20 protein-coding genes are annotated in these 25,198 nt (G+C 34.9%); 19 read left to right on the forward strand and 1 reads right to left on the reverse strand.

Features of this window, described 5'->3' with window-relative positions; translation table 11 throughout:
- Position 1: 1 nt before the first annotated feature.
- From dnaE to SPD45_RS06055, 8 genes are all read left to right on the forward strand, one after another.
- Positions 2 to 3,295, forward strand: a complete 3,294-nt coding sequence (gene dnaE / locus SPD45_RS06020) for a DNA polymerase III subunit alpha (protein WP_336266831.1) — start codon at positions 2 to 4, stop codon at positions 3,293 to 3,295.
- A 135-nt stretch (positions 3,296 to 3,430) separates the two neighbouring features.
- Entirely contained in the window at positions 3,431 to 4,669 is a 1,239-nt protein-coding gene (locus SPD45_RS06025) for an NAD(P)-dependent malic enzyme (protein WP_336266832.1), read from the forward strand.
- A 191-nt stretch (positions 4,670 to 4,860) separates the two neighbouring features.
- Entirely contained in the window at positions 4,861 to 5,772 is a 912-nt protein-coding gene (gene accD, locus SPD45_RS06030; RefSeq protein WP_336266833.1) for an acetyl-CoA carboxylase, carboxyltransferase subunit beta, read from the forward strand.
- Positions 5,769 to 6,725: an acetyl-CoA carboxylase carboxyl transferase subunit alpha gene (gene accA / locus SPD45_RS06035; RefSeq protein ID WP_336266834.1), complete on the forward strand. Its 957-nt coding sequence runs from the start codon at positions 5,769 to 5,771 to the stop codon at positions 6,723 to 6,725. Before accD ends, accA begins: the two co-directional genes overlap by 4 nt.
- Before the next feature lie 218 nt (positions 6,726 to 6,943).
- Positions 6,944 to 7,903: a 6-phosphofructokinase gene (gene pfkA, locus SPD45_RS06040; RefSeq protein ID WP_336266835.1), complete on the forward strand. Its 960-nt coding sequence runs from the start codon at positions 6,944 to 6,946 to the stop codon at positions 7,901 to 7,903.
- A 35-nt stretch (positions 7,904 to 7,938) separates the two neighbouring features.
- Positions 7,939 to 9,699, forward strand: coding sequence for a pyruvate kinase (pyk, locus tag SPD45_RS06045; RefSeq protein WP_336266902.1), 1,761 nt, complete (start codon positions 7,939 to 7,941; stop codon positions 9,697 to 9,699).
- 31 nt (positions 9,700 to 9,730) lie between these two features.
- A complete protein-coding gene (locus SPD45_RS06050) occupies positions 9,731 to 10,120 on the forward strand; it encodes an FxsA family protein (protein ID WP_336266836.1) in 390 nt (129 codons plus the stop codon).
- 174 nt (positions 10,121 to 10,294) lie between these two features.
- Positions 10,295 to 10,486 carry a hypothetical protein gene (locus tag SPD45_RS06055; RefSeq protein WP_336266837.1) on the forward strand — a complete coding sequence of 64 codons (192 nt, stop codon included), beginning with the start codon at positions 10,295 to 10,297 and terminating at the stop codon, positions 10,484 to 10,486.
- Here SPD45_RS06055 and SPD45_RS06060 read toward each other — a convergent pair.
- The gene (locus SPD45_RS06060; RefSeq protein WP_336266838.1) at positions 10,473 to 11,555 is read right to left on the reverse strand and encodes an AI-2E family transporter; all 1,083 of its coding nucleotides are present in this window, start codon (positions 11,553 to 11,555) and stop codon (positions 10,473 to 10,475) included. The genes SPD45_RS06055 and SPD45_RS06060 overlap by 14 nt on opposite strands.
- 318 nt (positions 11,556 to 11,873) lie before the next feature.
- On the opposite strand from SPD45_RS06060, the gene citZ reads away from it, so the two are divergent.
- The 11 genes from citZ (at position 11,874) to dnaI (ending at position 25,159) form a co-directional block, all read left to right on the forward strand.
- The gene (gene citZ / locus SPD45_RS06065) at positions 11,874 to 12,989 is read left to right on the forward strand and encodes a citrate synthase (protein ID WP_336266839.1); all 1,116 of its coding nucleotides are present in this window, start codon (positions 11,874 to 11,876) and stop codon (positions 12,987 to 12,989) included.
- Positions 12,990 to 13,176: 187 nt separating this feature from the next.
- A complete protein-coding gene (gene icd / locus SPD45_RS06070; RefSeq protein ID WP_336266840.1) occupies positions 13,177 to 14,439 on the forward strand; it encodes an NADP-dependent isocitrate dehydrogenase in 1,263 nt (420 codons plus the stop codon).
- A gap of 371 nt (positions 14,440 to 14,810) precedes the next feature.
- Positions 14,811 to 15,503, forward strand: coding sequence for a response regulator transcription factor (locus tag SPD45_RS06075; protein WP_336266841.1), 693 nt, complete (start codon positions 14,811 to 14,813; stop codon positions 15,501 to 15,503).
- The gene (gene pnpS, locus SPD45_RS06080) at positions 15,500 to 16,873 is read left to right on the forward strand and encodes a two-component system histidine kinase PnpS (protein ID WP_336266842.1); all 1,374 of its coding nucleotides are present in this window, start codon (positions 15,500 to 15,502) and stop codon (positions 16,871 to 16,873) included. The genes SPD45_RS06075 and pnpS overlap by 4 nt, the downstream gene beginning before the upstream one ends.
- 140 nt (positions 16,874 to 17,013) lie before the next feature.
- Positions 17,014 to 19,644, forward strand: coding sequence for a DNA polymerase I (gene polA / locus SPD45_RS06085; protein ID WP_336266843.1), 2,631 nt, complete (start codon positions 17,014 to 17,016; stop codon positions 19,642 to 19,644).
- A 19-nt stretch (positions 19,645 to 19,663) separates the two neighbouring features.
- Complete coding sequence (gene mutM, locus SPD45_RS06090; protein ID WP_336266844.1) at positions 19,664 to 20,509, forward strand: DNA-formamidopyrimidine glycosylase; 846 nt, start codon at positions 19,664 to 19,666, stop codon at positions 20,507 to 20,509.
- Positions 20,510 to 20,522: 13 nt separating this feature from the next.
- A complete protein-coding gene (coaE, locus tag SPD45_RS06095) occupies positions 20,523 to 21,128 on the forward strand; it encodes a dephospho-CoA kinase (RefSeq protein ID WP_336266845.1) in 606 nt (201 codons plus the stop codon).
- A 108-nt stretch (positions 21,129 to 21,236) separates the two neighbouring features.
- Positions 21,237 to 22,262, forward strand: coding sequence for a glyceraldehyde-3-phosphate dehydrogenase (locus SPD45_RS06100; protein ID WP_336266846.1), 1,026 nt, complete (start codon positions 21,237 to 21,239; stop codon positions 22,260 to 22,262).
- A gap of 122 nt (positions 22,263 to 22,384) precedes the next feature.
- Positions 22,385 to 22,855 carry a transcriptional regulator NrdR gene (gene nrdR, locus SPD45_RS06105; protein ID WP_336266847.1) on the forward strand — a complete coding sequence of 157 codons (471 nt, stop codon included), beginning with the start codon at positions 22,385 to 22,387 and terminating at the stop codon, positions 22,853 to 22,855.
- A 12-nt stretch (positions 22,856 to 22,867) separates the two neighbouring features.
- A complete protein-coding gene (locus tag SPD45_RS06110) occupies positions 22,868 to 24,208 on the forward strand; it encodes a replication initiation and membrane attachment family protein (RefSeq protein WP_336266903.1) in 1,341 nt (446 codons plus the stop codon).
- Positions 24,209 to 24,229: 21 nt separating this feature from the next.
- Positions 24,230 to 25,159 carry a primosomal protein DnaI gene (gene dnaI / locus SPD45_RS06115; RefSeq protein ID WP_336266848.1) on the forward strand — a complete coding sequence of 310 codons (930 nt, stop codon included), beginning with the start codon at positions 24,230 to 24,232 and terminating at the stop codon, positions 25,157 to 25,159.
- Positions 25,160 to 25,198: the final 39 nt, after the last annotated feature.

Raw genomic sequence — 25,198 nt, forward strand, 5'->3', positions numbered from 1 at the left:
AATGTCATTTACACATTTACAAGTACGAAGCGGCTATAGTTTATTTCAAAGTACTATGACGATTGATAAAATTGTCGAACATGCGGAAATGTTAAATTATCGTGCAATAGCCTTGACAGATGAACGTGTTTTATACGGAGCAGTGGCATTTTATGAGGCTTGTATTGGTCGTGGCATTCAACCTATTTTAGGATTAGTTGTTCCTTATATATATGAAGGGATATCCATTCCAATTATTTTTTACGCAAAAAATAATACAGGATATGAACAGCTAATCAAAATGTCAACGGTATTAGAGACGGAAGAATCGCCTACGATTGAGGAGTTAGCAATGGATGAGCTCATTGCGATTGTTTCAGCAGACAATGAGTACGTACAAAAAACATGGACGGAAGACCAGCTAGATAAATTCCTTCAAACTGTTTCATCGAAAATGAATAAAGAAGATCTGTATATTGGCATTTCCCATACTATGATGGAAGAAACAAATATAGAAAAATTCCGTACATTGGAACAAACATTTTATATAAAAGCTGTCGCCATTCATGATGTTCGTTATGCAGAACAAAAAGATTATATCGCATATGATTGTTTGCAAGCGATGCATGATGGAAGAAAATGGGATGAGAAAAACGTACAAGAAAAACAAGTACGATATATGAAATCAGAAGATGAAATGAAGCGAGTATTTCAATATTGGCCTGAATTGATGGATCGAACAGAAGAAATTGTCGAAAAATGTTACGTACATTTTGATTTCAATCGGGTGCAACTTCCAGCATTTCCGGTAGAAGAAGGGGAGACGGCAGCTTCGTTTTTACGTACATTATGTGAAAAAAACTTACAAGAACGATATCCAGATCAACTAGAGGCAGCGAAAAAACGTTTAGACATGGAACTCCAAGTGATTCATGATTTACAATTTGATGATTACTTTCTAATCGTGCAAGATTTTGTACAATATGCAAAAGACAATGGAATTGTCGTCGGTCCTGGTCGTGGTTCGGCAGCAGGTTCTATCGTTAGTTATTTATTGCATATTACAGATGTCGATCCATTAAAATATGATTTACTTTTTGAACGTTTTTTAAATCCGAATCGAGTATCGATGCCAGATATCGATATTGACTTTTCGGATAATCGTCGAGATGAAGTAATCCAATATGTGAAACAGAAATATGGCGCAGATTATGTTGCACAAATTATTACATTTGGCACATTTGCAGCACGCTCTTTATTACGGGAATTAATGAAGACGATGCAAGTGCACGATGAAGATCAACAATATATATTAAGAAAACTTCCACAACAGCGACAATCAACAATTTTAGAAGTGGTGCAAGATTCTCCTGATTTAAAAAAATATATTAAAGCTTCTGAAAAATTGCGCCGTCTATTTTCTATTGCGATGAAATTAGAAGGATTGCCTCGTCATATTTCGACACATGCGGCGGGAATTGTCATCGGGAAAGATAAATTGATCCAACATGTTCCATTAACACATGGGATTCACGAGACGTATTTAACACAATATGCGATGAATGAACTCGAAAAAATCGGTCTTTTAAAAATGGACATATTAGGATTACGTAATTTAACTTTATTAGAACGAATTGTTACGTCCATTGAACGGACAGAAAAAGTAAAGATTGATTTGCATCATTTACCAGAAAATGATCCTAAAACATTTGCATTACTGCAAAAAGGGCAAACAAACGGTATTTTCCAATTAGAATCTGACGGAATGAAAAGTGTATTACGCCGATTAAAACCGACATCCTTAGACGATGTGGTCGCAGTAAACGCATTGTTTCGTCCAGGGCCGATGGACTATATTCCGACATATATTGAAAGAAAACATGGCACGACAAACTTTTCCTATCTTCATCCTGATTTAGCACCAATTTTAGAAAAAACATATGGTGTGTTAATTTATCAAGAACAAATTATGCAAATCGCACATACCTTTGCAGGGCTTTCTTTGGGAGAAGCTGATATATTACGTCGTGCGGTAAGTAAAAAAGACCACCAGGAAATGACACATATAAAAGAAAGGTTTATACAAGGATGTGCCCAAAAGGGGTATGATGCAACGATTGCGGAAGAAGTTTTTTCTTGGATTATAAAATTTGCGGATTATGGGTTTAATAAAAGTCACTCTGTTGCATACAGTAAAATTGCTTATCAGTTAAGTTATTTAAAAGCGAATTATCCGACACACTTTTTTGCCCATATATTAAGTGCCGTCGCAAATGAGCCTGAGAAAATGATTTCGTATATAAGTGAGGCGAAACAATTCGGGATTCAAATATTACCTCCTTCTGTCAATAAAAGTTTTGCTTATTTTTCTGTGGAGGAAGGAAATATTCGTATCGGACTTCTAGCGATGAAGGGAATTGGTTATGAAACAGCTAAATTGATCATGCAAGCACGTAAAGAAGGTGCCTTTAAAGATTTATTTGATTTTACATTTCGTTGCAAGGGGTTGAAGCGAAATGCATTGGAAATTTTTATTTTAGCTGGTGCCTTGGATGATTTATATGATAATCGAGCTAGTTTACTCGCCTCGATTGATCAAGCGTATGAACGGACAGAGTTATTTGGTAGCACATTATTTTCCAAGATGGATATGTCAACCGCCTACGTAGAAATGGAGGACTTTTCTTTAATGGAAAAATTACAAGAAGAGAAAAATATTTTAAATATGTATGTATCAAGCCATCCGTTTGAAAGTATTCGAACAAAACTATCTTTAGAAAAAGTCCAATCGATTGCACAAATAAAAGAATTAGCAAAAAATAGTCAAATACGTACAGTCGGTATCGTAGAAAGTTTTCGTAAAACACATACGAAACGATCAGAAACGATGGCGTTTGCTACGGTATCGGATGAATTTTCAGAAATAGATATCGTCGTATTTCCATCTGTATATAGACAAATTAGTCATTGGTTTAAAGAAGAAAGTATTGTTATGATTCAAGGGAAAACAGATAGTTTCCGTGAGAAAAAGCAGTTGATTGCAAACGAAATTACTCCATTTGATTTAGAAGCATGGAAACAATCTGCTCCGAAAACAATATATATTAAATTATCGAAAGACCGTTCTCGTGAAGAAGCGCTATCTTTTTTACGTCAGATTGCACGAACGAATCAAGGTGATGGACACATCGTTATTTTTGATGAACGGGAAAATAAAGCATATATGTTAGAAAAGCAATATAAACTAAATGTAAACGATGAAATAATGCAGCAATTACATACATTTTTCGGAGCCGGTTTCGTTGTATTAAAATAAATAATCACTTATGATAAGAAAAAATACTATCTTTTTAAAAATCTTTTGCTATAATAATAAATATTATAAACATGCAACTGTACGAGACAGACATGTGGGAAGAGAAATGTAGGAATGAAAGGGCGAATGTATACAATGTCAAAATTAAGAGATGCAGCTTTACATATGCATAAAGTGAACCAGGGGAAGTTAGAAGTACAGACGAAAGTAGAAGTGAAAAATTCTGAAGACTTAAGTTTAGCTTATTCACCAGGTGTTGCAGAACCTTGTAAAGAAATCCATAAAAATAAACAAACCGTGTATGATTATACAATGAAAGGGAATATGGTTGCAGTCGTTAGTGACGGTACAGCTGTATTAGGTTTAGGGGATATTGGTGCAGAAGCTTCAATGCCAGTTATGGAAGGAAAGGCTGTTCTATTTAAATCATTTGCTGGAGTAGACGCATTCCCAATTTGTATCGGTTCAAATGATATTGACGATATCGTTAATACAGTGAAATTAATTGAGCCAACATTCGGTGGAGTAAATTTAGAGGATATTGCAGCCCCAAATTGTTTTATTATTGAAGATCGTTTAAAAAAGGAAACAAATATTCCAATTTTCCATGATGACCAACACGGTACGGCAATTGTGACGGTTGCAGGATTACTAAATGCATTAAAATTAGTAGGCAAATCATTTAAAGAAATTAAAGTCGTTGCAAATGGTGCAGGAGCAGCAGGGATTGCGATTATTAATTTATTAAATCAATTCGGTGTGGGCGAAATTATTATGTGTGATTCTCAAGGAGCCATTTACGATGGACGCCCTAGAAGAATGAATAAAGTAAAAGAAATTGTGGCAAAACAAACGAACCCGAAAAAATTAGAAGGTTCCTTAGAAGATGTCATTGAAGGTGCAGACGTATTTATCGGTGTATCTGTCGGTGGAGCATTAACAGAAGCAATGGTGAAAAAAATGAATAAAGACCCGATTATTTTTGCAATGGCAAACCCAGATCCGGAAATTTTACCAAACGATGCGAAAAAAGCAGGAGCGAAAGTAATTGGTACGGGACGATCAGATTTTCCAAACCAGGTGAACAACGTTTTAGCATTCCCAGGAATTTTCCGTGGTGCATTAGATGTGCGCGCGACTAGAATAAATGAAAAAATGAAAATTGCCGCAGTAGAAGCTATTGCAGAATTAATTACTGAAACAGAATTAAACGAAGATTATGTCATTCCAAATCCGTTTGATGCACGTGTTGCACCAGCTGTTGCTAAAGCGGTTGCAAAGGCTGCGATGGAAAGTGGTGTCGCGAGAATTGAAGTAGAACCTGAAGAGATTGCTGAAAAAACGAGACAATTAAGTGCATTAGAAAACAAATAATATTTGATACATTGCCTCCTTATACATTAAAATAGAAAAGATGATAAAAATACTAGAAATGTATAATTTTTTAAAGTATAGTAAAAATGAGCATGATAATGTATCTCTATAGTTATATATTATTGGAACTTATACATCTTATATTTTATACATTACTTGCTCAGAAGCAATGTTAATAAGGAGGGAAATCATTGCTGAAAAAAATCTTTACAAGAAATAAAAATAATGTCGTCATACCAGACGAAAAAGCAAAATCAGAAGTACCAGCAGGCATCATGATGAAGTGTGATCATTGCTCACAAATATATTACAGAAAAGAATTAGAAAAGAATATTCACGTTTGTCCTAATTGTGATTATCATCACCAGCAAAATGCTTGGGAAAGAATTAATAGCTTGTTTGATGATGGAACATTTGAAGAGTGGGATAAAGAATTAATTTCTGAAAACCCAATGGATTTTCCAGAGTATATGGAAAAGGTGGACAAAGACCGTCAGAAAACAGGATTAAATGAAGCGGTTGTCACGGGTAAAGGGCTTATCGGTGGATCTCCGACAGCTTTTGCTGTGATGGACGCAAACTTCCGTATGGGAAGTATGGGTTCCGTTGTCGGTGAAAAAATTGCTCGAGCAGTAGAACGTGCACGAGAACTTTCGATTCCATTTATCATTTTCACAGCATCAGGTGGAGCACGAATGCAAGAAGGTGTTTTAAGTTTAATGCAAATGGCAAAAACATCTGTTGCTATTGAACGTTTATCTGCAGCGGGTGGCCTAATGATTTCCGTGATGACACACCCAACAACAGGTGGAGTGACGGCAAGTTTTGCATCGTTAGGTGATTACAACTTTGCCGAACCAGGTGCTTTAATCGGCTTTGCTGGAAGACGAGTAATCGAACAGACGACACGTGAAAAGTTACCGAAAGATTTCCAAACGTCGGAGTTTTTATTTAAACATGGACAATTGGACCGTATCGTTCATCGTCATGAGATGAAAGAATTGTTAACGACCATTTTAGCATTACATGCAGTAGAAGAAGTAGCAGAAGAAAAAACTCCTGAAACAAAGGTCGTTTCAGTTGAAGGAGGACAAACTCGATGAACCAAGTGCTAGAATTTGAAAAACCAATCGTTCATTTAAAAGATAAAATTAATGAATTAAAAGCTCTATCACAAACGAGTGAAATTGATTTAACAGAAGAAATCGATACGTTAGAAAAACGTTTAAAAAAATTATCAGACGATATTTATTCGAACTTAAAGCCGTGGGATCGTGTGCAAATTGCACGACATCAAATGCGTCCAACGACATTGGATTATATACAGCACTTATTTACGGATTTTATCGAATTTCATGGAGATCGCTATTTTGGTGACGATGAAGCGATTGTTTCAGGAATTGCCTTTTATCATGGCAAACCAATAACGATTATTGGCCACCAACGTGGAAAGAAAACGAAGGAAAACATTCGTCGTAATTTTGGGATGCCACACCCTGAAGGATATCGTAAAGCGATTCGTCATATGCAACAAGCAGAGAAATTCAATCGTCCAATTGTGACGTTTATCGATACGAAAGGTGCAGAACCTGGAAAAGCAGCGGAAGAACGTGGACAAAGTGAAGCGATTGCATATAATTTAAAAGAAATGGCAGGGTTAAAAGTGCCAATTATTTGTATCGTAATCGGTGAAGGTGGAAGTGGTGGAGCATTAGCATTAGGGGTTGGAAACCACGTGCATATGCTAGAAAACTCTACTTACTCTGTTATCTCGCCAGAAGGTGCAGCATCGATTCTTTGGAAAGATGCTACACAAGCGAAAAAAGCGGCTGAATCGATGAAAATTACTTCTTATGATTTAAAGAAATTCCATATTATTGATGAGATCATTCCAGAACCTCAAGGTGGAGCTCATCGAAATGTGGAAATACAAGCTGCCAATATTGATAAGGTATTACAGCAATCGATCAATACATTAACGAAAGAAACAGAAGAAGCCTTATTAAACCAACGTTGGGAAAAGTTTAAACAGATGGGCGAATTCGGTGAAGTATAATAATGGATAAATAAAAGGATGGTCTTATAAATGTGATAAGATAGAGGTAATAGAATTATTTTCTATTACGAACTACTTACGATACGTTTATAATGGCCATCCTTTCTCCATGTAAGGGAATAGTATGTACTAAATGTAGAATAACGTTATGCCAAATCAATATTTAAATAAAAAAAGTTATACTAATTCATGCAACGGCTCAATGTAGGAGGTACAAAATGAAAAAAATTGGTCTGTTAACGAGTGGTGGAGATGCACCGGGAATGAATGCGGCAATTCGTGCGGTCGTACGTAAATGTTTTTACCATCATATCGTTCCAATTGGTATTTATAATGGGTTTGATGGCCTTATAAAAGGGAATATGAGACGAATGGAACTCGGTTCTGTTGGAGATATTATTCATCGAGGTGGAACAGTTCTTTATTCCGCTCGAAGTAAGGAATTTATGACAGAAGAGGGAAAACTTCTAGCTGTTAATCAATTACGTAAACATGAAATAGATGGATTAGTCGTTATTGGTGGTGATGGTAGTTTAAAAGGGGCACAATCTTTAGCAGAGCTTGGCATTCCAACGATCGGTATTCCAGCGACGATTGACAATGATCTTGCTCGTGTAGATCGAACTATTGGCTTTGATACGTCATTAAATACCGTCATTGAAGCAATTGACAAAATTCGTGACACTGCAACTTCCCATGAACGAACATATGTGATTGAAGTAATGGGAAGAAATGCTGGAGACATCGCTTTATATGCTGGGTTAGCAGGTGGAGCAGAAAGTATCATTATTCCGGAAATTGAAACACCGATGGAGGAGGTCGTCTCTCGTTTAAAAAATGGACAAGAACGAGGCAAGAAACATAGTATTATCGTACTTGCTGAAGGAGTTGCCGAAGGGTTTAAATATGGTCGTAAAATAGAAGAACTTTCTGGTCTTGAAACGAGAGTAACAGTATTAGGGTACATCCAGCGTGGTGGAACACCAACAGCCACAGATAGAGTCCTCGCAAGTAGATTAGGTGGAAGGGCAGTCGATTTACTGTTAGAAGGTGAAACAAGTAAAATTGTAACGATGTGGAAAAATGAATTAATCCCACAAGATTATGAGGTAGTTTTACAAGAAAAACACGAAGTAGACGAATATTTATACAATTTATCAAAACAATTATCAATATAAAACTAAACAGAAAGATAGGAGCTATGAATATGCGAATGCGCAAAACGAAAATAGTTTGTACGATTGGTCCGGCATCAGAATCAAAAGAAAAATTACGAAAATTAATGATAGGTGGCATGGATGTTGCACGCCTAAATTTCTCACATGGAGATTATGACGAACACCGTGAACGAATTAAAAATATTCGTGAAGTAGCGAAAGAATTAGATAAGACAGTAGCTATTTTATTAGATACACAAGGACCAGAAATTCGTACGAAAACTTTTAAAGATGGAGAAGCATATTTAAAACGTGGTGAGCAAGTTATTATTTGTATGGATGAGGTTGAAGGAACGAAAGAACGTTTTTCCGTCACATATGATAAGTTAATTAATGACGTAGAAGTCGGCACTGTCATCACATTAGACGATGGATTAATTGCATTAAAAGTAACAGCAATCGATTACGATGCAAAAGAAGTTGTCACAGAAGTTGTGAATAGTGGAATGGTGAAGAACCGAAAAGGTGTAAATATTCCAAACGTTCGAGTTAACTTACCTTCCATGACAGAAAAGGATCGTTCAGATATCATTTTCGGAATTGAAGAAGATGTTGATTTTATTGCTGCTTCATTTGTTCGTCAAGCAGAAGATGTTTTACAAATTAAAGAATGGTTAGAAAAACATGGCGGACACGACATTCAAATTATTTCAAAAATTGAAAATCGTGAAGGTGTTGACAATTTCGATAAAATTTTAGAGGCAAGTTACGGTATTATGGTTGCTCGTGGAGATTTAGGGGTGGAAATTCCCGCTGAAGAAGTACCACTTGTTCAAAAGGATTTAATTCACCGTTGTAACTTAATTGGAAAACCAGTTATTACCGCAACACAAATGTTAGATTCTATGCAATGGGACCCTCGTCCAACACGTGCAGAAGCTTCAGATGTTGCGAATGCTATTTTAGATGGAACAGATGCGATTATGTTATCGGGTGAAACAGCGGCAGGAGAATTCCCAGTAGAATCTGTAGAAACGATGCATACAATTGCATATAAAGCAGAAACTGGATTAGACCACGCTCAATTACTTAAAAACCGTTCGCGTAAAATTGAAATGACTATTACAGATGCAATTAGCCAATCTGTTTCACATACGGCAGCAAACTTAGGGGTAAGTGCTATTTTAACTCCTACACAATCAGGTCATTCTGCTCGAACGATTTCGAAATATCGTCCTGAAGCACCGATTATCGCTGTCACTTTTTCAGAAAAAGTGTTACGTCGTCTTTCGTTAACATGGGGAGTGTACCCAGTATTAAGTGAACAAGCTCATACGACGGATGAAATATTAGATACGGCGATTAATAAAGGACTTGAGACGAATTTATTTAAACGAGGAAGTAAAGTAATTATTACTGCAGGTGTACCAGTAGGTGTGACAGGTACAACGAACTTGATGAAAGTACATGTAATTGGAAATGTTATTACAAAAGGGCAAGGAGTAGGCCGTCATTATGCATATGGAAAAGCAATTGTAACAAATGATGCAGAAGATGCGAATGCACGAATGAAACTTGGTGATATTTTAGTGACGCATGCAACAGACCGTGATATGATGCCTGCGATTGAAAAAGCAGGTGGAATAATAACGGTAGAAGCTGGTTTAACTTCCCATGCAGCTGTCGTCGGTTTAAGTACCGGCATACCGGTGATTATTGGGGTAGAAGATGCGTTTTCGTCAATTAAAGATGGTGAAGATATTACGATTGATGGTGGAACAGGAAATATTCACCAAGGTCATGCAAGCGTACTGTAAAATTCCTCACATGTAAGAAAGGAAGAATGAAATGTACGTATATATACTATTATTTTTACTCATTCCATCAATTGAAATAGGTGTATTTATTTGGACTGGAAGTAAAATTGGTGCAGGATATGTTGTGCTAGGTATTTTAATGAGCGGGATTATTGGTATTTGGTTAGTGCGTCAACAAGGAATAGAAACGATGCGCAATATCCAGTCGAGCCTCCAACATCGTCAAGTACCAAAAAATGAATTATTAGATGGTCTTTGTATTATTTTAGGTGGAATCATGCTCGTTATTCCTGGTTTCGTAACAGATTTAATTGGATTTTTACTCGTTATACCTTTTACGAGAAAGCCATTTAAATATGTCATATATGCCATTTTTATGCGACAAATAGCGAAACGAAAGATCATTTATCGGAAATTTTAAAGATAGAAGTTAGAACATATAAACAGCTAGTGTGAAATGATAGTATATGCTACAAAACAGCACCGTTTTACACTAATTCATCAACTATGTTCTAACTTCTTTATATTTTGTATCCATATACGATGTTACAGTAAGAATATTTACTGTATACTAAAATAAAAAGAGGTGGCTTAGATGACGAAACGGATGAGATTTTATTTGAATGTGTTTGGTTCTTTAGCCATAAGTTTTTCTTTATATATGCTCACAACACCTAAACATTTGGTAGATTATACGTATTTTATTTTTCTTGTAGCATTTATCATATTTATTTATGAAGCATTCAATCGACCGGAAGAAAAGAATAAGAAAGTTAAGGAGGATTGAATGATCCAGTTTTTAAATAGTGCCATATTAATTGAAACACCCGAGTATAATAAAAAACACTAATAAGAATGATGACGATTGGGGTAAAAATAATTCCAATCATACCGAATTGGTGTATCATACTAATTAATACAAAAAATACGACGAGTGGATGTAAACCGATGGATGCAGCATACCATTTCGGTTCTAAAATTTGACGTAGCAAAACGAGAAATATATACAGGCTACTAAGTTGGATCGTAGGTACATATTGTTCCGTTAGAAAATGAAATATAATCATTGGAATAAACAATAAGCCAATACCGATATACGGTATGAAGTCAATAATAAACGTCATAATAGTAATGAATGTAACATGTGTAAACTGGAATATATGTAAACAAATAAAAATAATTATAGATGTAAGTAATACGAGCAAAAATTGTGCCTTAATGAAACGGAAAATAGACGTATGTAATGTCATTTGCACTTCTTTCACATACAGCATCAATGTGGAAGGAGTTATTTTTTTGAAAAAATTAGTGATATCAGTTTCATCTTTTAATAAAAAGAAAACGATAAATAACACGATGAATAAAAAAGTAATAATATATGTGAAGGATTGAATAATAGATGAAATAATTTCAAATAATCCTTTGATCATATGCATACCATTTTTTTCTAGTTGATGAAAGAAATGTGGGATGCTATAATCTATTAGTGCGTTTAAATCGATGTTCGGTAGAATGGCTGCAACTTTTACACTTATATTTTTTATATAAGCGGTAACAACAGTAAGATTCCAATTGTTCGCTTGCATAATCGCTTCCAATTCTTTACTAATGAAGAAGAATGTCACAATCGTTAATCCGGTTATACTAATAAAAAAAGTAAACAGCACAGTAATAATGACAATCCATTTAGGCAAGTTTGTCCAATGTTTGAGTGTACGTACAATAGGTCGCAAAAAAATCGTGATAAGGATTGCGACAAATATCGGGATAAAAAGAAATGAAAATAACTGGATAACATAATATATACATACTAAAATAATCGTTAAAAATAGGAAACGTAAGCTAAAATGAGTCATATAAATCACCTTTTCGAAACAATTATTGAAAAAATGTAAGCGAAAACATCTGTTTTTATACAATATGTTGAATCGCTTGAAAATAGACTTTATTTGCTTTTAAAAATGGTTGAACTGTCGAAATACAAACTTGAATAAAACAAATACTTATCCAAAATACTGAATTTGAATTCAAAATGTAATAGCTTTCAATTCACATTGAGGAAAAAATCCATTATAATACGGGTAATAGAAAAATGAATGTACAAAATTTCATTTACTTAAAACTTTTGATTTCTATGAAATAAAAGATATTTAAATTAAAAGGAGAGATTTATAATGTCAGTATCTAAAGGTCTTGAAGGAATTATTGCAACGGAATCATCGATTTGTTCCATTATTGACGACAAATTAACGTATGCAGGGTATTCTATCGATGAATTAACAGAAAACGCAACTTTTGAAGAAGTTGTTTACTTATTATGGAACCGTGAATTACCAACACAGGAACAGTATGAAGCATTAAGAAAAGAATTAGCAGAAAATATGGCAGTACCTCAAGGAATCATTGATCATTTAAAATCATATGACTTGTCAAAAGTACATCCAATGGCAGCATTACGTACAGCTATTTCACTATTAGGTTTATATGATGAAGAAGCAGACGTGATGGAGTCAGAAGCAAACCGTCGTAAAGCAGTTCGTTTACAAGCACAAGTCGCGACAATTGTAACGGCTTTCTCACGTATTCGTAAAGGTTTAGAGCCTGTAACTCCAAAAACAGACTTAACATTCGCTGAAAACTTCGTATACATGTTAAATGATAAAGAAGGCGAAGATATCGAAATTGAAGCAATCGATAAAGCATTAATTTTACATGCGGATCACGAGTTAAACGCTTCCACGTTTACAGCACGTGTATGTGTGGCGACATTATCAGACGTTTATTCTGGTGTAACTGCTGCAATCGGTGCTTTAAAAGGACCTTTACATGGTGGAGCGAACGAACAAGTAATGAACATGTTAACGGAAATCGGATCAGAAGAAAATGCGATTCCATATATCGAAGAAAAATTAGCAAATAAAGAAAAAATTATGGGTATGGGACACCGTGTTTACCGTACAGGAGATCCACGTGCAAAACATTTACAAGAAATGTCAGAGAAATTAACAAAATTACACAATCAAGAAGAGTTATACCGTATGTCTGTAAAGATTGAAGAGTACATTAAAGAACATAAAGGTCTACCTGCAAACGTTGACTTTTATTCAGCAAGTGTATATCATAGTTTAGGGATTGACCATGACTTATTTACACCAATCTTTGCTGTAAGCCGTATGTCTGGATGGTTAGCACATATTTTAGAACAATATGACAACAACCGTTTAATTCGTCCACGTGCTGATTACACTGGACCAGCTTTACGTAGCTTCGTCGCAATTGAAAATCGTTAATATATTTTGAATACAAACTATGTAGTAGCCGGTCATCTGGCTACTACTACGTATGTCTGAAACAAAATAATTACTATTTCTATTAAAAAATGGTATATTCTAGAAAGAGAGAAAAAGAAACCATTTTACAGTTTGGTAAATAATGGAATGGTTAAAAGTATGAAAATATTTAGGAGGTTTTTTGAAGATGACTAATAAAATCACGATTGAAGATGGAGTATTACAAGTACCAAATAATCCAGTAATTCCTTTCATTATCGGAGACGGAACTGGACCAGATATTTGGAACGCAGCAAGCCGTGTATTAGATGCAGCAGTTGCAAAAGCATACAACGGTGAGAAGAAAATTGAATGGAAAGAAGTTCTAGCTGGTGAAAAAGCATTCAACGAAACTGGTGAATGGTTACCACAAGAAACTTTAGATACAATTGATGAATACAAAATCGCAATTAAAGGACCTCTTACAACTCCAATTGGTGGAGGATTCCGTTCATTAAACGTAGCATTACGTCAAGAATTAGACTTATATACATGCTTACGTCCGGTAGAATATTTCGAAGGTGTTCCTTCACCAGTTAAAAACCCTGGAGATGTAAACATGGTTATTTTCCGTGAGAATACGGAAGATATTTACGCTGGTATTGAGTGGCAACAAGGTACACCAGAAGTTGAAAAGGTAATTAACTTCTTACAAGATGAAATGGGCGTAAAAAACATTCGTTTCCCTGAAACTTCAGGAATCGGAATTAAACCTGTATCAGCTGAAGGTACGAAGCGTTTAGTACGTTCTGCAATTGATTATGCGATTGAGCATGACCGTAAGAGTGTTACTTTAGTACACAAAGGAAACATTATGAAGTTTACTGAAGGTGCATTCAAAGATTGGGGTTACGAAGTTGCAGAAGCTGAATATGGTGACAAAGTATTCACATGGGCTGAATATGATCGTATCGTAGAAGCTGAAGGTAAGGAAGCAGCAAACAAAGCACAAGCTGATGCTGAAGCTGCTGGAAAAATCATCGTGAAAGATGCAATTGCTGACATCTTCTTACAGTTAATTTTAACTCGTCCGAAAGAACATGAAGTTGTTGTAACGATGAACTTAAACGGAGATTATATTTCTGATGCATTAGCTGCACAAGTTGGTGGAATCGGAATTGCTCCAGGAGCAAACATTAACTACATTACTGGACATGCTATTTTTGAAGCTACTCATGGTACAGCTCCTAAATATGCAGGTTTAGATAAAGTTAACCCATCGTCAGTATTATTATCAGGCGTATTAATGTTAGAGCACCTAGGATGGACGGAAGCTGCTAACTTAATTTCAGAATCAATGAACCAAACAATTGCTTCTAAAGTTGTAACATACGACTTTGCTCGTCTAATGGACGGAGCTACAGAAGTAAAATGTTCTGAATTCGCGGATGAATTAATCAAAAACCTATAATTTTACACATAAACAAAAATGTGAACTTAAAATGTGAGAAGTAAATGAAAGAAACTTCGGCTTTGTTTTCGTACGAAGGCGAAGTTTCTTTTTATATATCATATTTTGATAAAGCGTTTTTGTTTTTTTATCTATCCTTTTTTCGTTCCTTTCGAAAAAGGATTTTTTAGATTCATTGTCTATTGCAAATTAAATAAATGATAGCATTAGATATGATAGTACAAAATGAAATATGCACGGATATTGGTGGGCAGTTTTCATATACGGATTGTAAATTTTATATTAATTTTTCGATAAATCTCCCAATCTATCGTAACAATATTGTAAAATATATGTATATTGATATTCTTGATAAGAAAAGAGGTAGCGCTGTGGATCGTTCAATTTTAATTATAGAAGATGAACCAGCTATTGTAACACTAATTAAATTCAACTTAGAAAAAGAAGGATATAAAACAGATGTTGCATATGATGGAGAAGAAGGTATTGAAAAATTAGGTGAAAATACATATGATTTAGTTGTTCTAGATTTAATGTTACCAAAAGTAAATGGGATTGATGTTTGTAAACGAGTGCGTCAGGAAGAAAATTTCACACCGATTTTAATGTTAACAGCAAAAGATAATGAGTACGATAAAGTACATGGGCTTGAAATGGGAGCAGATGATTATTTGACTAAACCGTTTAGTCCGAAAGAATTAGTTGCTAGAATTCAAGCGATATTACGTCGAACTGAACGTCATCAAGTTTATGAAGATGAAACATTAAAAGTTGGTGATTTAGTTATTGCACCAAAGAAATTCGAAGCAGATTTCAAAGGGGAATATTTAGAATTAACACGTAAAGAATTTGAATTACTCGTTTATTTGATTCAACATAAAGGACAAATTTTATCCCGTGAACAGTTACTGAGTGCTGTATGGGGGTATGATTTTGTTGGTGATACTAGAATAGTCGACGTACAAGTAAGTAATATTCGGGAAAAAATTGAAGAAGATACGAGAAAACCACGATATATTAAAACTGTACGGGGCTTTGGTTATAAATTGGAGGAGCCTAAATGAAAAAGTTGTTGTCAAAAAAATTAAGGGGATATACATTCCTCGTTCTTGCGATTTTACTCATTAGTGGCGTCGTTTTATTCCCGGTTGTCACGAATTATTATGTGCTATTAGCTGTACTCGTTATTGAATTTATCGTTTTATTGCTCGTTATATCTTATTTTTACGATAAATATATTAAGCCGGTAGAAAAAGTAGCGAAAACGATGGATAAATTATTACAAGGGAATTATAATGCGCGAGTGAACCAGTCAATGGAGGGCACTATTGGGGAAGTTAGTTCAAAAGTGAATGCATTAGCACGAAATTTAAGTGAACTAACCATTTCTGAACAAATTCAAGCTGAACAATTAACGACAGTTATAGAAAACTCTGAGAGTGGGCTTGTTTTAATTGATGAAAAAGGCTATATTCATGTCGTTAACAGAAAGTTTTTATCTATGTTCGGCAAAACACCACAAGATTATGTCGGGCATATTTATTACGATGTACTTGAAAGCGAACAAATTCATCATACCGTACAAGAAACCTTTTTATATGAAAAACATGTAAAACATTTGTTCTCAGTTGATAAAAATGGTGAAAAAGTTTATTTGGAAATTGTTGGGGCACCTATTTTTAATGAGCGTAATATGTTAAAAGGTGCTGTGTTAGTCGTCTATGATATTACAGAGTTTAAGTTATTAGAAGTAATGCGTAAAGATTTCGTTGCCAATGTGTCACACGAATTAAAAACACCGATTACATCGATTCGTGGTTTCTCAGAAACATTATTAGACGGAGCACAAGAGGACCCAGAAACTCGTAATCAATTTTTGAAAATTATTTTTGATGAGAGTAAACGAATTCAATTATTAATTAATGATTTACTCATTTTATCCAATTTAGAAAAAGATGAATCCAAAATTCATGTAGAAGATATTCTTTCAGATGCAATCGTTGCCGATATTCGTCCGTTAATTGAACAACATGCAAAACGTAAAGAAATTGAAGTGGAATTCCCTGAAGATATGGCACTAGCATTTTCAGCAGATGAAGAAAAAGTGAAGCAAGTGTTAATAAACTTATTATCGAATGCGATTAGTTATACACCCGAACAAGGGAAAGTTTCTTTATCTATTTCAGATGAAGAGGATCGTATTGGTTTTCACATATCAGATACGGGAATTGGAATTTCTCAAGATGCCGTTCCACGTATTTTCGAACGTTTTTATCGTGTAGATAAAGCTCGTAGTCGAAATACAGGTGGTACAGGTTTAGGTTTAGCGATTGTGAAACATATCGTTGAATTGCATGATGGAGAGATTAAAGTAGATAGTGAACTAGGGAAAGGTACAACTTTTTCCATCTATTTCCCAAAAGAACAGCGCTAACAAATAAAAAACTTCCATAACGATATAATACCGTTATGGAAGTTTTTTTACTGTAGACAATTAAAACATCATTACTAGGAACGAAAACGATTTTACATTATACTAAAGAGAGGACTAGCGTTTAAATAGGAGGAAAATAAATGACAAACAAATTAGTCATGATTGATGGCAACAGTTTATTATTCCGTGCATTTTATGCATTACCATTACTGAACAATGACCGTGGAGTATATACGAATGCAGTATACGGATTTACGAATATTTTACTAAGAATTTTAGAAGAAGAAAAACCGACACATATGCTTGTGGCTTTTGATGCAGGTAAGACTACTTTTCGTCATTCGACGTATAAAGAATATAAAGGTGGTAGACAAAAAACACCACCTGAATTAAGAGAGCAATTTCCTATTGCACGAGAATTATTAGATAAATTCCATATTGCACGATATGAATTAGATATGTATGAAGCAGACGATATAATCGGGACGTTAGCAAAACAAGGACAAGAAAAAGGGTTTGAAGTAAAAGTTATTTCTGGTGACCAAGATATGTTACAGCTTGTCTCAGATCATGTGACCGTAGATCTAACGAAAAAAGGGGTAAGTGAAGTTGCATCTTATACAAAAGAGGCATTATTAGATGAAATGGAATTAACACCTGAACAAATCATTGAATTAAAAGCATTAATGGGAGATAAATCTGATAATATACCTGGCGTCCCAGGTGTCGGTGTGAAAACAGCAACGAAATTACTAAAAGAATATAATACATTAGAAAATGTATATGAACATATTGATGACATTTCCGGGAAAAAGTTAAAAGAAAATTTAATTACTTATAAAGAAGATGCGTTCATGAGTAAACAATTGGCAACGATTAATGTCGATTCGCCAATCGATGTATCTTTGGAAGAGTTACAATATGAAGGATATAAAACAAATGAACTGTATGAAATTTTTATGGATTTAGGTTTTCGTACATTGTTAGAACGAATTGGTGGAGAACCTTCTGAAGATGAAGAAATAGTGGACGATAACTTTTCATTTGAAGTCATTTCAACTGTAGAAGATGCGACATTAACAGGAAATGACACGATTGTAGTAGAAATGATGACAGAGAATTATCATGAAGCACCGATTGAAGCTTTTGCGATTGCAAATGAAGAAACAACGTATATTATTCGGACAAAAGATGCGTTAAAAGATGATGCTTTTAAAACATGGTTAGAAGATGAAACGAAAAAGAAAACAGTTTTTGATGCAAAACAAGTAATCGTTTCTTTACTACATGAAGGGATCGATATAAAAGGAATTGATTTTGACCTTCTATTAGCTGCCTATATTATTAATCCAGCAGATAATAATGAAGAAGTAGCCGCTATCGCACGTCGTAATGCGACAAGCCAATTGCCATTCCATGAGGAAGTATATGGTAAAGGGAAAAAACAAGCCGTTCCAGAAGAGGAAGTATTCCATGACTATGTCGCTAGAAAGGCTGCAAATATCTCTATTTTACGTGATACATTTTTAACATTGTTAGAAGATAATGAGCAGATAGACCTTTTTGAAAACTTAGAAATTCCATTAGCAAAAATTTTAGCGAAAATGGAACATACAGGAATCCAAGTAGATGTAGATCGTTTAAAAGAGATGGGAGAAGGCCTACTTACACGATTAGATGAAATAGAAAAGAAAATCCATGAGCTTGCTGGTTCAAATTTTAATATTAATTCACCAAAACAATTAGGGGTCGTTTTATTCGAAGATTTAGGTTTACCAGTCATTAAGAAAACGAAAACTGGTTATTCGACCGCTGCAGATGTATTAGAAAAACTAGAAGGTGAACACGAAATCATCGAACATATTTTATTGTATCGTCAATTGAAAAAACTACAATCAACCTATGTAGAAGGTTTATTAAAGGTCGTTCATCCTGATTCCAATAAAATTCATACAAGATTTAACCAAGCATTAACACAGACTGGTCGTTTAAGTTCTACAGAGCCGAACTTACAAAATATCCCAATACGTTTAGAAGAGGGAAGAAAAATTCGTGAAGCATTTATTCCATCTGAGAAAGATTGGCTTATTTTCGCATTCGACTATTCACAAATTGAATTACGAGTACTTGCACATATATCGGAAGATGAACGACTTGTTGCAGCGTTTAAAGAAGACAAAGATATTCATACGAGAACCGCTGCAGACGTATTCCATGTAGATGAGGCAGATGTTACATCAGACATGCGACGTCAGGCAAAAGCAGTAAACTTTGGGATTGTCTATGGAATTAGTGATTATGGGTTATCACAAAATTTACAAATTACTCGAAAAGAAGCGAAAGAGTTTATCGATAAATATTTTGAAATTTATCCCGACGTCCAAAATTATATGAAGGAAATAGTTCAAGATGCAAAACATGAAGGATATGTAACGACTATTATGAACCGTCGTCGCTATTTACCGGAAATTACGAGTAGCAATTTTAATATTCGAAGCTTTGCAGAAAGAACGGCGATGAATACACCGATTCAAGGTAGTGCAGCTGACATTATTAAAAAAGCGATGATTGATTTAGAGGCAAGATTAGAAAAAGAGAACTTACGTGCACGATTATTATTACAAGTGCATGACGAATTGATCTTAGAAGCGCCTGAGGAAGAAATGGACATATTAAATAAAATTGTTCCAGAAGTAATGGAAAAAACAGTATCATTACAAGTTCCATTAAAGGTAGATGCTTCATACGGGAAAAATTGGTTTGATGCATAAGAGAAAGTAGGAAAGAGAGATGCCTGAATTACCAGAGGTAGAAACGATTAAACGAACATTAGAGCGATTTGTACTTGGCAAAACAATAGATGCCATTACAGTTCAATGGCCGAAAATAATTAAACATCCTGATGATATTATTCATTTTGAACAGTTATTAGTTGGAGAAACAATTCGAAAAATGGGACGACATGGAAAGTTTTTACTTTTTTACTTTGATGATGTTGTCCTCGTTTCCCATTTACGCATGGAAGGGAAATATCGTGTAGTCGATAAAAATGAACCGATGGATAAACATACACATGTCATTTTTCATTTTACAGACGGTACAGAATTACGGTACAACGATGTACGTAAATTCGGCACGATGCACGTATTTCCAATTGGAACAGAATTAACGGTCGCCCCATTACAAACATTGGGGCCTGATCCATTTCATCCGACATATACAAAACCATATGTGAAAGAAAAATTATTAAAAACAACTAGGTTAATAAAAGCAGCATTGCTTGATCAAACTATTATTGCAGGACTTGGAAATATTTATGTAGATGAGGTGCTTTTTTTAGCAAAAGTTCATCCAGAGCGTCGTTCGAATACGTTAACAGAAAAAGAACTGGATGCGATTTTTTATTATGCATATGAAGTATTAGATAAAGCGGTGATGCAAGGTGGAACGACTATCCGTTCTTATGTGGATGGTGAAGGGGAAATGGGAATGTTTCAACAACAATTGTTTGCATATGGACAAGAAGATGAACCGTGCAAACATTGTAATGATGTTATTGTGAAAATAAAAGTTGCTGGACGTGGCACCCATTATTGCCCGACATGTCAAAAGACGACAAAAATTATTAAACAGTAAGGGGTAGGGAATAGTGACATTAATTATCGGATTAACTGGAAGTATTGGAACAGGAAAAAGTACGATTGCCGATCATATGAAATCTTTACGTATTCCAATTGTAGATGCAGATGTTGTGGCAAGGGAGATTGTAGAGCCTGGTAAGAAAGCGTACAATGAAATTGTAGAAACATTTGGCAATGAAGTGCTAGATGAAGATGGCACATTAAACCGTCCTGCATTAGGGAAAATAGTATTCTCAGATGAAGCGAAACGTAAAGCATTAAATGCAATTACACATCCAGAAATTCGAAAAGAAATGATCCGTCAACGTGAAGCATATGTAGCTCAAGGTGTTCCTTGTGTCGTATTAGATATTCCATTACTATATGAAAGCAATCTAATTGACTATGTGGAAAAGGTTATCGTTGTTTCTGTTTCAGAACAAACACAACTTAAAAGAGTTATGGAACGTGATGGAAGCACAAAAGAAGCTGCTTTACAAAGAATCCATTCGCAAATTCCTGTCAAAGAGAAGGAAAAAATGGCAGATGCTGTCGTTGATAATAATGGCACGAAAGAAGCGTCATATAAGCAATTAGAAGATATTTTATCTAATTGGAATATCCCAATAAAATAAAATTTCAAGAAAACATGACATATTTAGTAGCACATTTAAGCGCTAATGTGTTATACTAATTTGTGAGAAAAAAGAAACAGTGTAGCACATATATTGGGAGGACTCTAAATGAGAAGAACAAGAATTGCCATTAATGGATTTGGAAGAATTGGACGTATGGTTTTCCGTCAAGCGATTTTAAATAAGGATATTGATGTTGTTGCGATAAATGCAAGTTATCCAGAAGAAACTTTAGCACACTTAATCAAATATGATAGTGTACATGGAATCTTTGAGTGTGACATTAATATTTTAGAAGACGGATTTGAAATTAATGGTGAGAAGATTATTCATACAAACTCTCGTGAACCAGAAAAATTACCTTGGAAAGACTTAGATATTGATATTGTTATCGAAGCGACAGGTAAGTTCAACTCAAAAGAAGGTGCGAGCCGTCATTTACAAGCTGGAGCGAAAAAAGTAATCATTACTGCACCAGGAACAAATGTGGATAACACAATTGTATTAGGTGTAAATGAAGAAACATACAATCCTGAAACAGAACATATCGTTTCAAACGCATCTTGTACGACAAACTGTTTAGCACCAGTTGCTAAAGTGTTGGACGAAGAGTTTGGAATTGTAAATGGATTAATGACAACTGTTCACGCATATACGAGTGACCAAGTTAGTTTAGATAACCCACATAAAGATTTACGCCGTGCACGTGCTTGCGGCCAATCAATTGTTCCAACATCAACAGGAGCTGCAAAAGCATTAGGGGAAGTGTTACCACATTTAAATGGTAAATTACATGGAATGGCATTACGTGTTCCAACGCCAAATGTTTCCTTAGTTGATTTAGTTGTCGACGTTGAAAAAGACGTGACAGCAGAACAGGTGAATGAAGCATTCAAAAAAGCAGCAGAAGGAAAATTAAACGGAATTTTAGATTATAACGAATTACCATTAGTATCTATTGACTATGCAACAACTGAAAGTTCTGCAACCATCGACGGATTATCCACTATGGTAATGGGAGATAAAAAAGTAAAAGTGTTAGCTTGGTATGACAATGAATGGGGTTACTCTTCACGAGTTGTTGACTTAGCGAATTTTATCGGTAAAAAAATTGACGAAAAAGTAAATGCATAATGAACGAAGAGATTAGTAGATAAGGTTCCTTATCCACTAATCTCTTTTATGTTATGTAAATTGATCGAAACGTGTTAAAATGTATAGTAATAGATGAAGGAAATTGAATGGGGTTGAAAAGGATGAAGTGTCCAAAATGTTACCATAAACATTCACGAGTCTTAGATTCAAGACCATTTGAAGATGGGGACGCAATTCGTCGTCGCCGAGAATGTGAAAGTTGTGGCTATCGTTTTCGTACATATGAACGTAAAGAAGAGACAGCGATTATTATCGTGAAAAAAGATGGAACACGTCAAGAATTTGAACGTGAAAAATTAATACGTGGATTAATGCGAGCATGTGAAAAGCGTCCAGTGACGATTGAGAAAATAGAAGAAATAGCATTAGATGTAGAACAAGAAATCCGCCAATGTGATGAGGCGGAAATTAGTAGTGAACAAATTGGTGAAATGGTACTGTCAAGATTAGCAAAGGTAGATGATGTAGCCTATGTTCGTTTCGCTTCTGTGTATCGTCAATTTGATAATATTACTTTATTTTTAGATGAGTTAAAAGATATTTTACAATCGAACGTAAAAGAGGAGAAGTAAAGGGTGAAAAAGATGCAACATATAGGGAAGATATTGCCTGTAGACGGATATCGCGTACAATTGATCGACAGTCTTCCTGTTGATTATGACGCGTCACTCATCCATTTATATCAACCATTAATTGGGATAGAACCGATTAGTTTATATACCTTATTGTTAAAAGAAGAACCATTACAAACAGACGAACAAATACAAACACATCATACATTAATGAACTATTTATCTATGCCATTAGATAAAATATATGTCGCTAGACGAAAGCTAGAAGGAATCGGTTTATTAAAAACATTTGAAACCGTGCTGGAAAACAAAACTGTTTTCACCTATGTACTTCAAGCACCTTTTCGTCCGGCGTATTTTTTTCAAGATATGATGTTATCGGAACTATTGTATCGTCATATTGGAAAAATAAAATTCGAGACACTTCGCAAATTTTATGCAACATCAAACCAAATCGAACGTGGCGAAGAAGTGACAGCTTCATTTAACGATATATTTCAAACATTTACACCGAAAACACCACCGGTTTCTATGGAGGAAAAACAAAAAGAAATACCAAAAGTCCCGTTGACAGAAGTTTCTTTTGATTCGATTTATTTTATGTTACAGCGAAAAAACATTTCTGTAAAAGAAGTGATGACAGATCAACATCGTCAAATCATGACCCAGTTGTTGCATTTATATGATTTGGAAATGTATGAAATGGAACAAGCTGTTAATTGGGCATTGACAGATGACAATAAAATCGATATTGCTCAATTGAAACAAGCATGTCATGATTTGTTCCAAGCAAAACACAATGTCGTTCAAGTACAGCTAGAAGAAAAGAAACCATCGCAAGTAAAAGCTACTAATAATAAGCGTTCTTCTACTAAATTAGATCGACTGATCGAATGGTTTGAAACAGCCTCCCCGAAAGATATTTTAGAAGATCAATCTATGGGTCATAATGCGACAAGTCAAGATTTAAAATTAGTTAGTGATATTATGCTCCAACAAGCATTACCTATTCCTGTTATGAATGTACTTATCCATTATGTGCTATTGCAGTCGAATGATAAACTGACACGTAATTATATTGAATCGATCGCGGCCCATTGGTCACGGAAAAAATTGAAAACAGCTAGAGAAGCAGTGGAATTTGCCCGGGAGCAGATGAACCAACCGAAAAAACGATCCGTACAAAAAAATTATCAACGCCGAGCATCTGGAAAAGAAGAAGTTATTCCAGAATGGTTTAATGAACGGCATAAAAAGGAAGAGAAAGAAAAGCCAGCTATATCAGAAGCAGATTTAAAAGAGCAAGAAGCATTGCTTGAGGCATTACGTAGACATGCTTCTGAGAACAACTAATGTTGTAAAGGACTGATGAACATGAAACCAATTCAACATTCACTTCAAAGATGGATTCAAAATAATGAATCGTTTCAGGAACGACATAATGCGATGAAACGTGAAATTACATCCCATCCGCTTGTCCGTCAATTTTTACAAGCACACGAAGAAATAACCGATGAGCAAATTGAACGTAATTTAAATAAATTGTATGAATATATTACACAATCACATCAATGTGATCGTTGTACGAGTGTTGAAACGTGTAAAAATATGTTGCAAGGATATTCACCCATTCTGGAATACAAGAATGAAGAAATCCATATATCGTATGAAAAATGTCGGAATCGATTAGCTGAAGAAGCACAAACTGAGCAGAGTGATTTAATAAGAAGTGTTCATATGCCGAAAGAGATTTTAGAAGCACGTATTGATGATGTGCATATTGATCAAAATCGTACGAATGCCATTAAAAATATGACGCAGTTTTTAAATGCGGCAGAAGAAAAACTACCAGAACGTGGGATTTTCTTCTCTGGACCGTTCGGTGTTGGAAAAACATATTTACTTGGCGTCATTGCTAATCGATTGAAACAATTTAATATTTCATCGATGCTTATTTATATGCCAGAATTCGTACGAGAAATGAATGCATCTATTAAAGACAATACAGTACAACAAAAAGTTGATGCTTTTAAAAGAGCCGATGTTCTTATGTTAGACGATATCGGGGCTGAAACATTATCTGCATGGTTCCGTGATGAAGTACTTGGCGCAATTTTGCAATACCGTATGATGGAGAAATTGCCCGTGTTTTTCACATCGAATTATACGATGGCTCAATTAGAAGAAATTTTAGCAACAACGACAAGAGGCGATGTCGAAAAGGTTAAAGCAGGTCGTATTATGGAACGTATTAAACAAGTTAGCATCGAAGTGCCTGTAAATGGAGAAAATCGTAGAAGATAATGTAAGCTATAAAGTTATACAATTTTATATAAATCATTC

Origin of the sequence: Pseudogracilibacillus sp. SO10305, from assembly GCF_037072005.1 — a bacterium.
In the GTDB taxonomy this organism is placed as follows: Bacteria; Bacillota; Bacilli; order Bacillales; family Amphibacillaceae; genus Pseudogracilibacillus; species Pseudogracilibacillus intestinigallinarum.

What these genes read in the sequence shown, in the direction of transcription:
- dnaE (WP_336266831.1), top strand. Translation starts at nt 2, where the DNA reads ATGTCATTTACACATTTACAAGTACGAAGCGGCTATAGTTTATTTCAA.
- SPD45_RS06025 (WP_336266832.1), top strand. Translation starts at nt 3,431, where the DNA reads ATGTCAAAATTAAGAGATGCAGCTTTACATATGCATAAAGTGAACCAG.
- accA (WP_336266834.1), top strand. Translation starts at nt 5,769, where the DNA reads ATGAACCAAGTGCTAGAATTTGAAAAACCAATCGTTCATTTAAAAGAT.
- pfkA (WP_336266835.1), top strand. Translation starts at nt 6,944, where the DNA reads ATGAAAAAAATTGGTCTGTTAACGAGTGGTGGAGATGCACCGGGAATG.
- pyk (WP_336266902.1), top strand. Translation starts at nt 7,939, where the DNA reads ATGCGCAAAACGAAAATAGTTTGTACGATTGGTCCGGCATCAGAATCA.
- SPD45_RS06050 (WP_336266836.1), top strand. Translation starts at nt 9,731, where the DNA reads ATGTACGTATATATACTATTATTTTTACTCATTCCATCAATTGAAATA.
- SPD45_RS06055 (WP_336266837.1), top strand. Translation starts at nt 10,295, where the DNA reads ATGACGAAACGGATGAGATTTTATTTGAATGTGTTTGGTTCTTTAGCC.
- SPD45_RS06060 (WP_336266838.1), bottom strand. Translation starts at nt 11,555, where the DNA reads ATGACTCATTTTAGCTTACGTTTCCTATTTTTAACGATTATTTTAGTA.
- citZ (WP_336266839.1), top strand. Translation starts at nt 11,874, where the DNA reads ATGTCAGTATCTAAAGGTCTTGAAGGAATTATTGCAACGGAATCATCG.
- icd (WP_336266840.1), top strand. Translation starts at nt 13,177, where the DNA reads ATGACTAATAAAATCACGATTGAAGATGGAGTATTACAAGTACCAAAT.
- pnpS (WP_336266842.1), top strand. Translation starts at nt 15,500, where the DNA reads ATGAAAAAGTTGTTGTCAAAAAAATTAAGGGGATATACATTCCTCGTT.
- polA (WP_336266843.1), top strand. Translation starts at nt 17,014, where the DNA reads ATGACAAACAAATTAGTCATGATTGATGGCAACAGTTTATTATTCCGT.
- mutM (WP_336266844.1), top strand. Translation starts at nt 19,664, where the DNA reads ATGCCTGAATTACCAGAGGTAGAAACGATTAAACGAACATTAGAGCGA.
- SPD45_RS06100 (WP_336266846.1), top strand. Translation starts at nt 21,237, where the DNA reads ATGAGAAGAACAAGAATTGCCATTAATGGATTTGGAAGAATTGGACGT.
- nrdR (WP_336266847.1), top strand. Translation starts at nt 22,385, where the DNA reads ATGAAGTGTCCAAAATGTTACCATAAACATTCACGAGTCTTAGATTCA.
- SPD45_RS06110 (WP_336266903.1), top strand. Translation starts at nt 22,868, where the DNA reads ATGCAACATATAGGGAAGATATTGCCTGTAGACGGATATCGCGTACAA.
- dnaI (WP_336266848.1), top strand. Translation starts at nt 24,230, where the DNA reads ATGAAACCAATTCAACATTCACTTCAAAGATGGATTCAAAATAATGAA.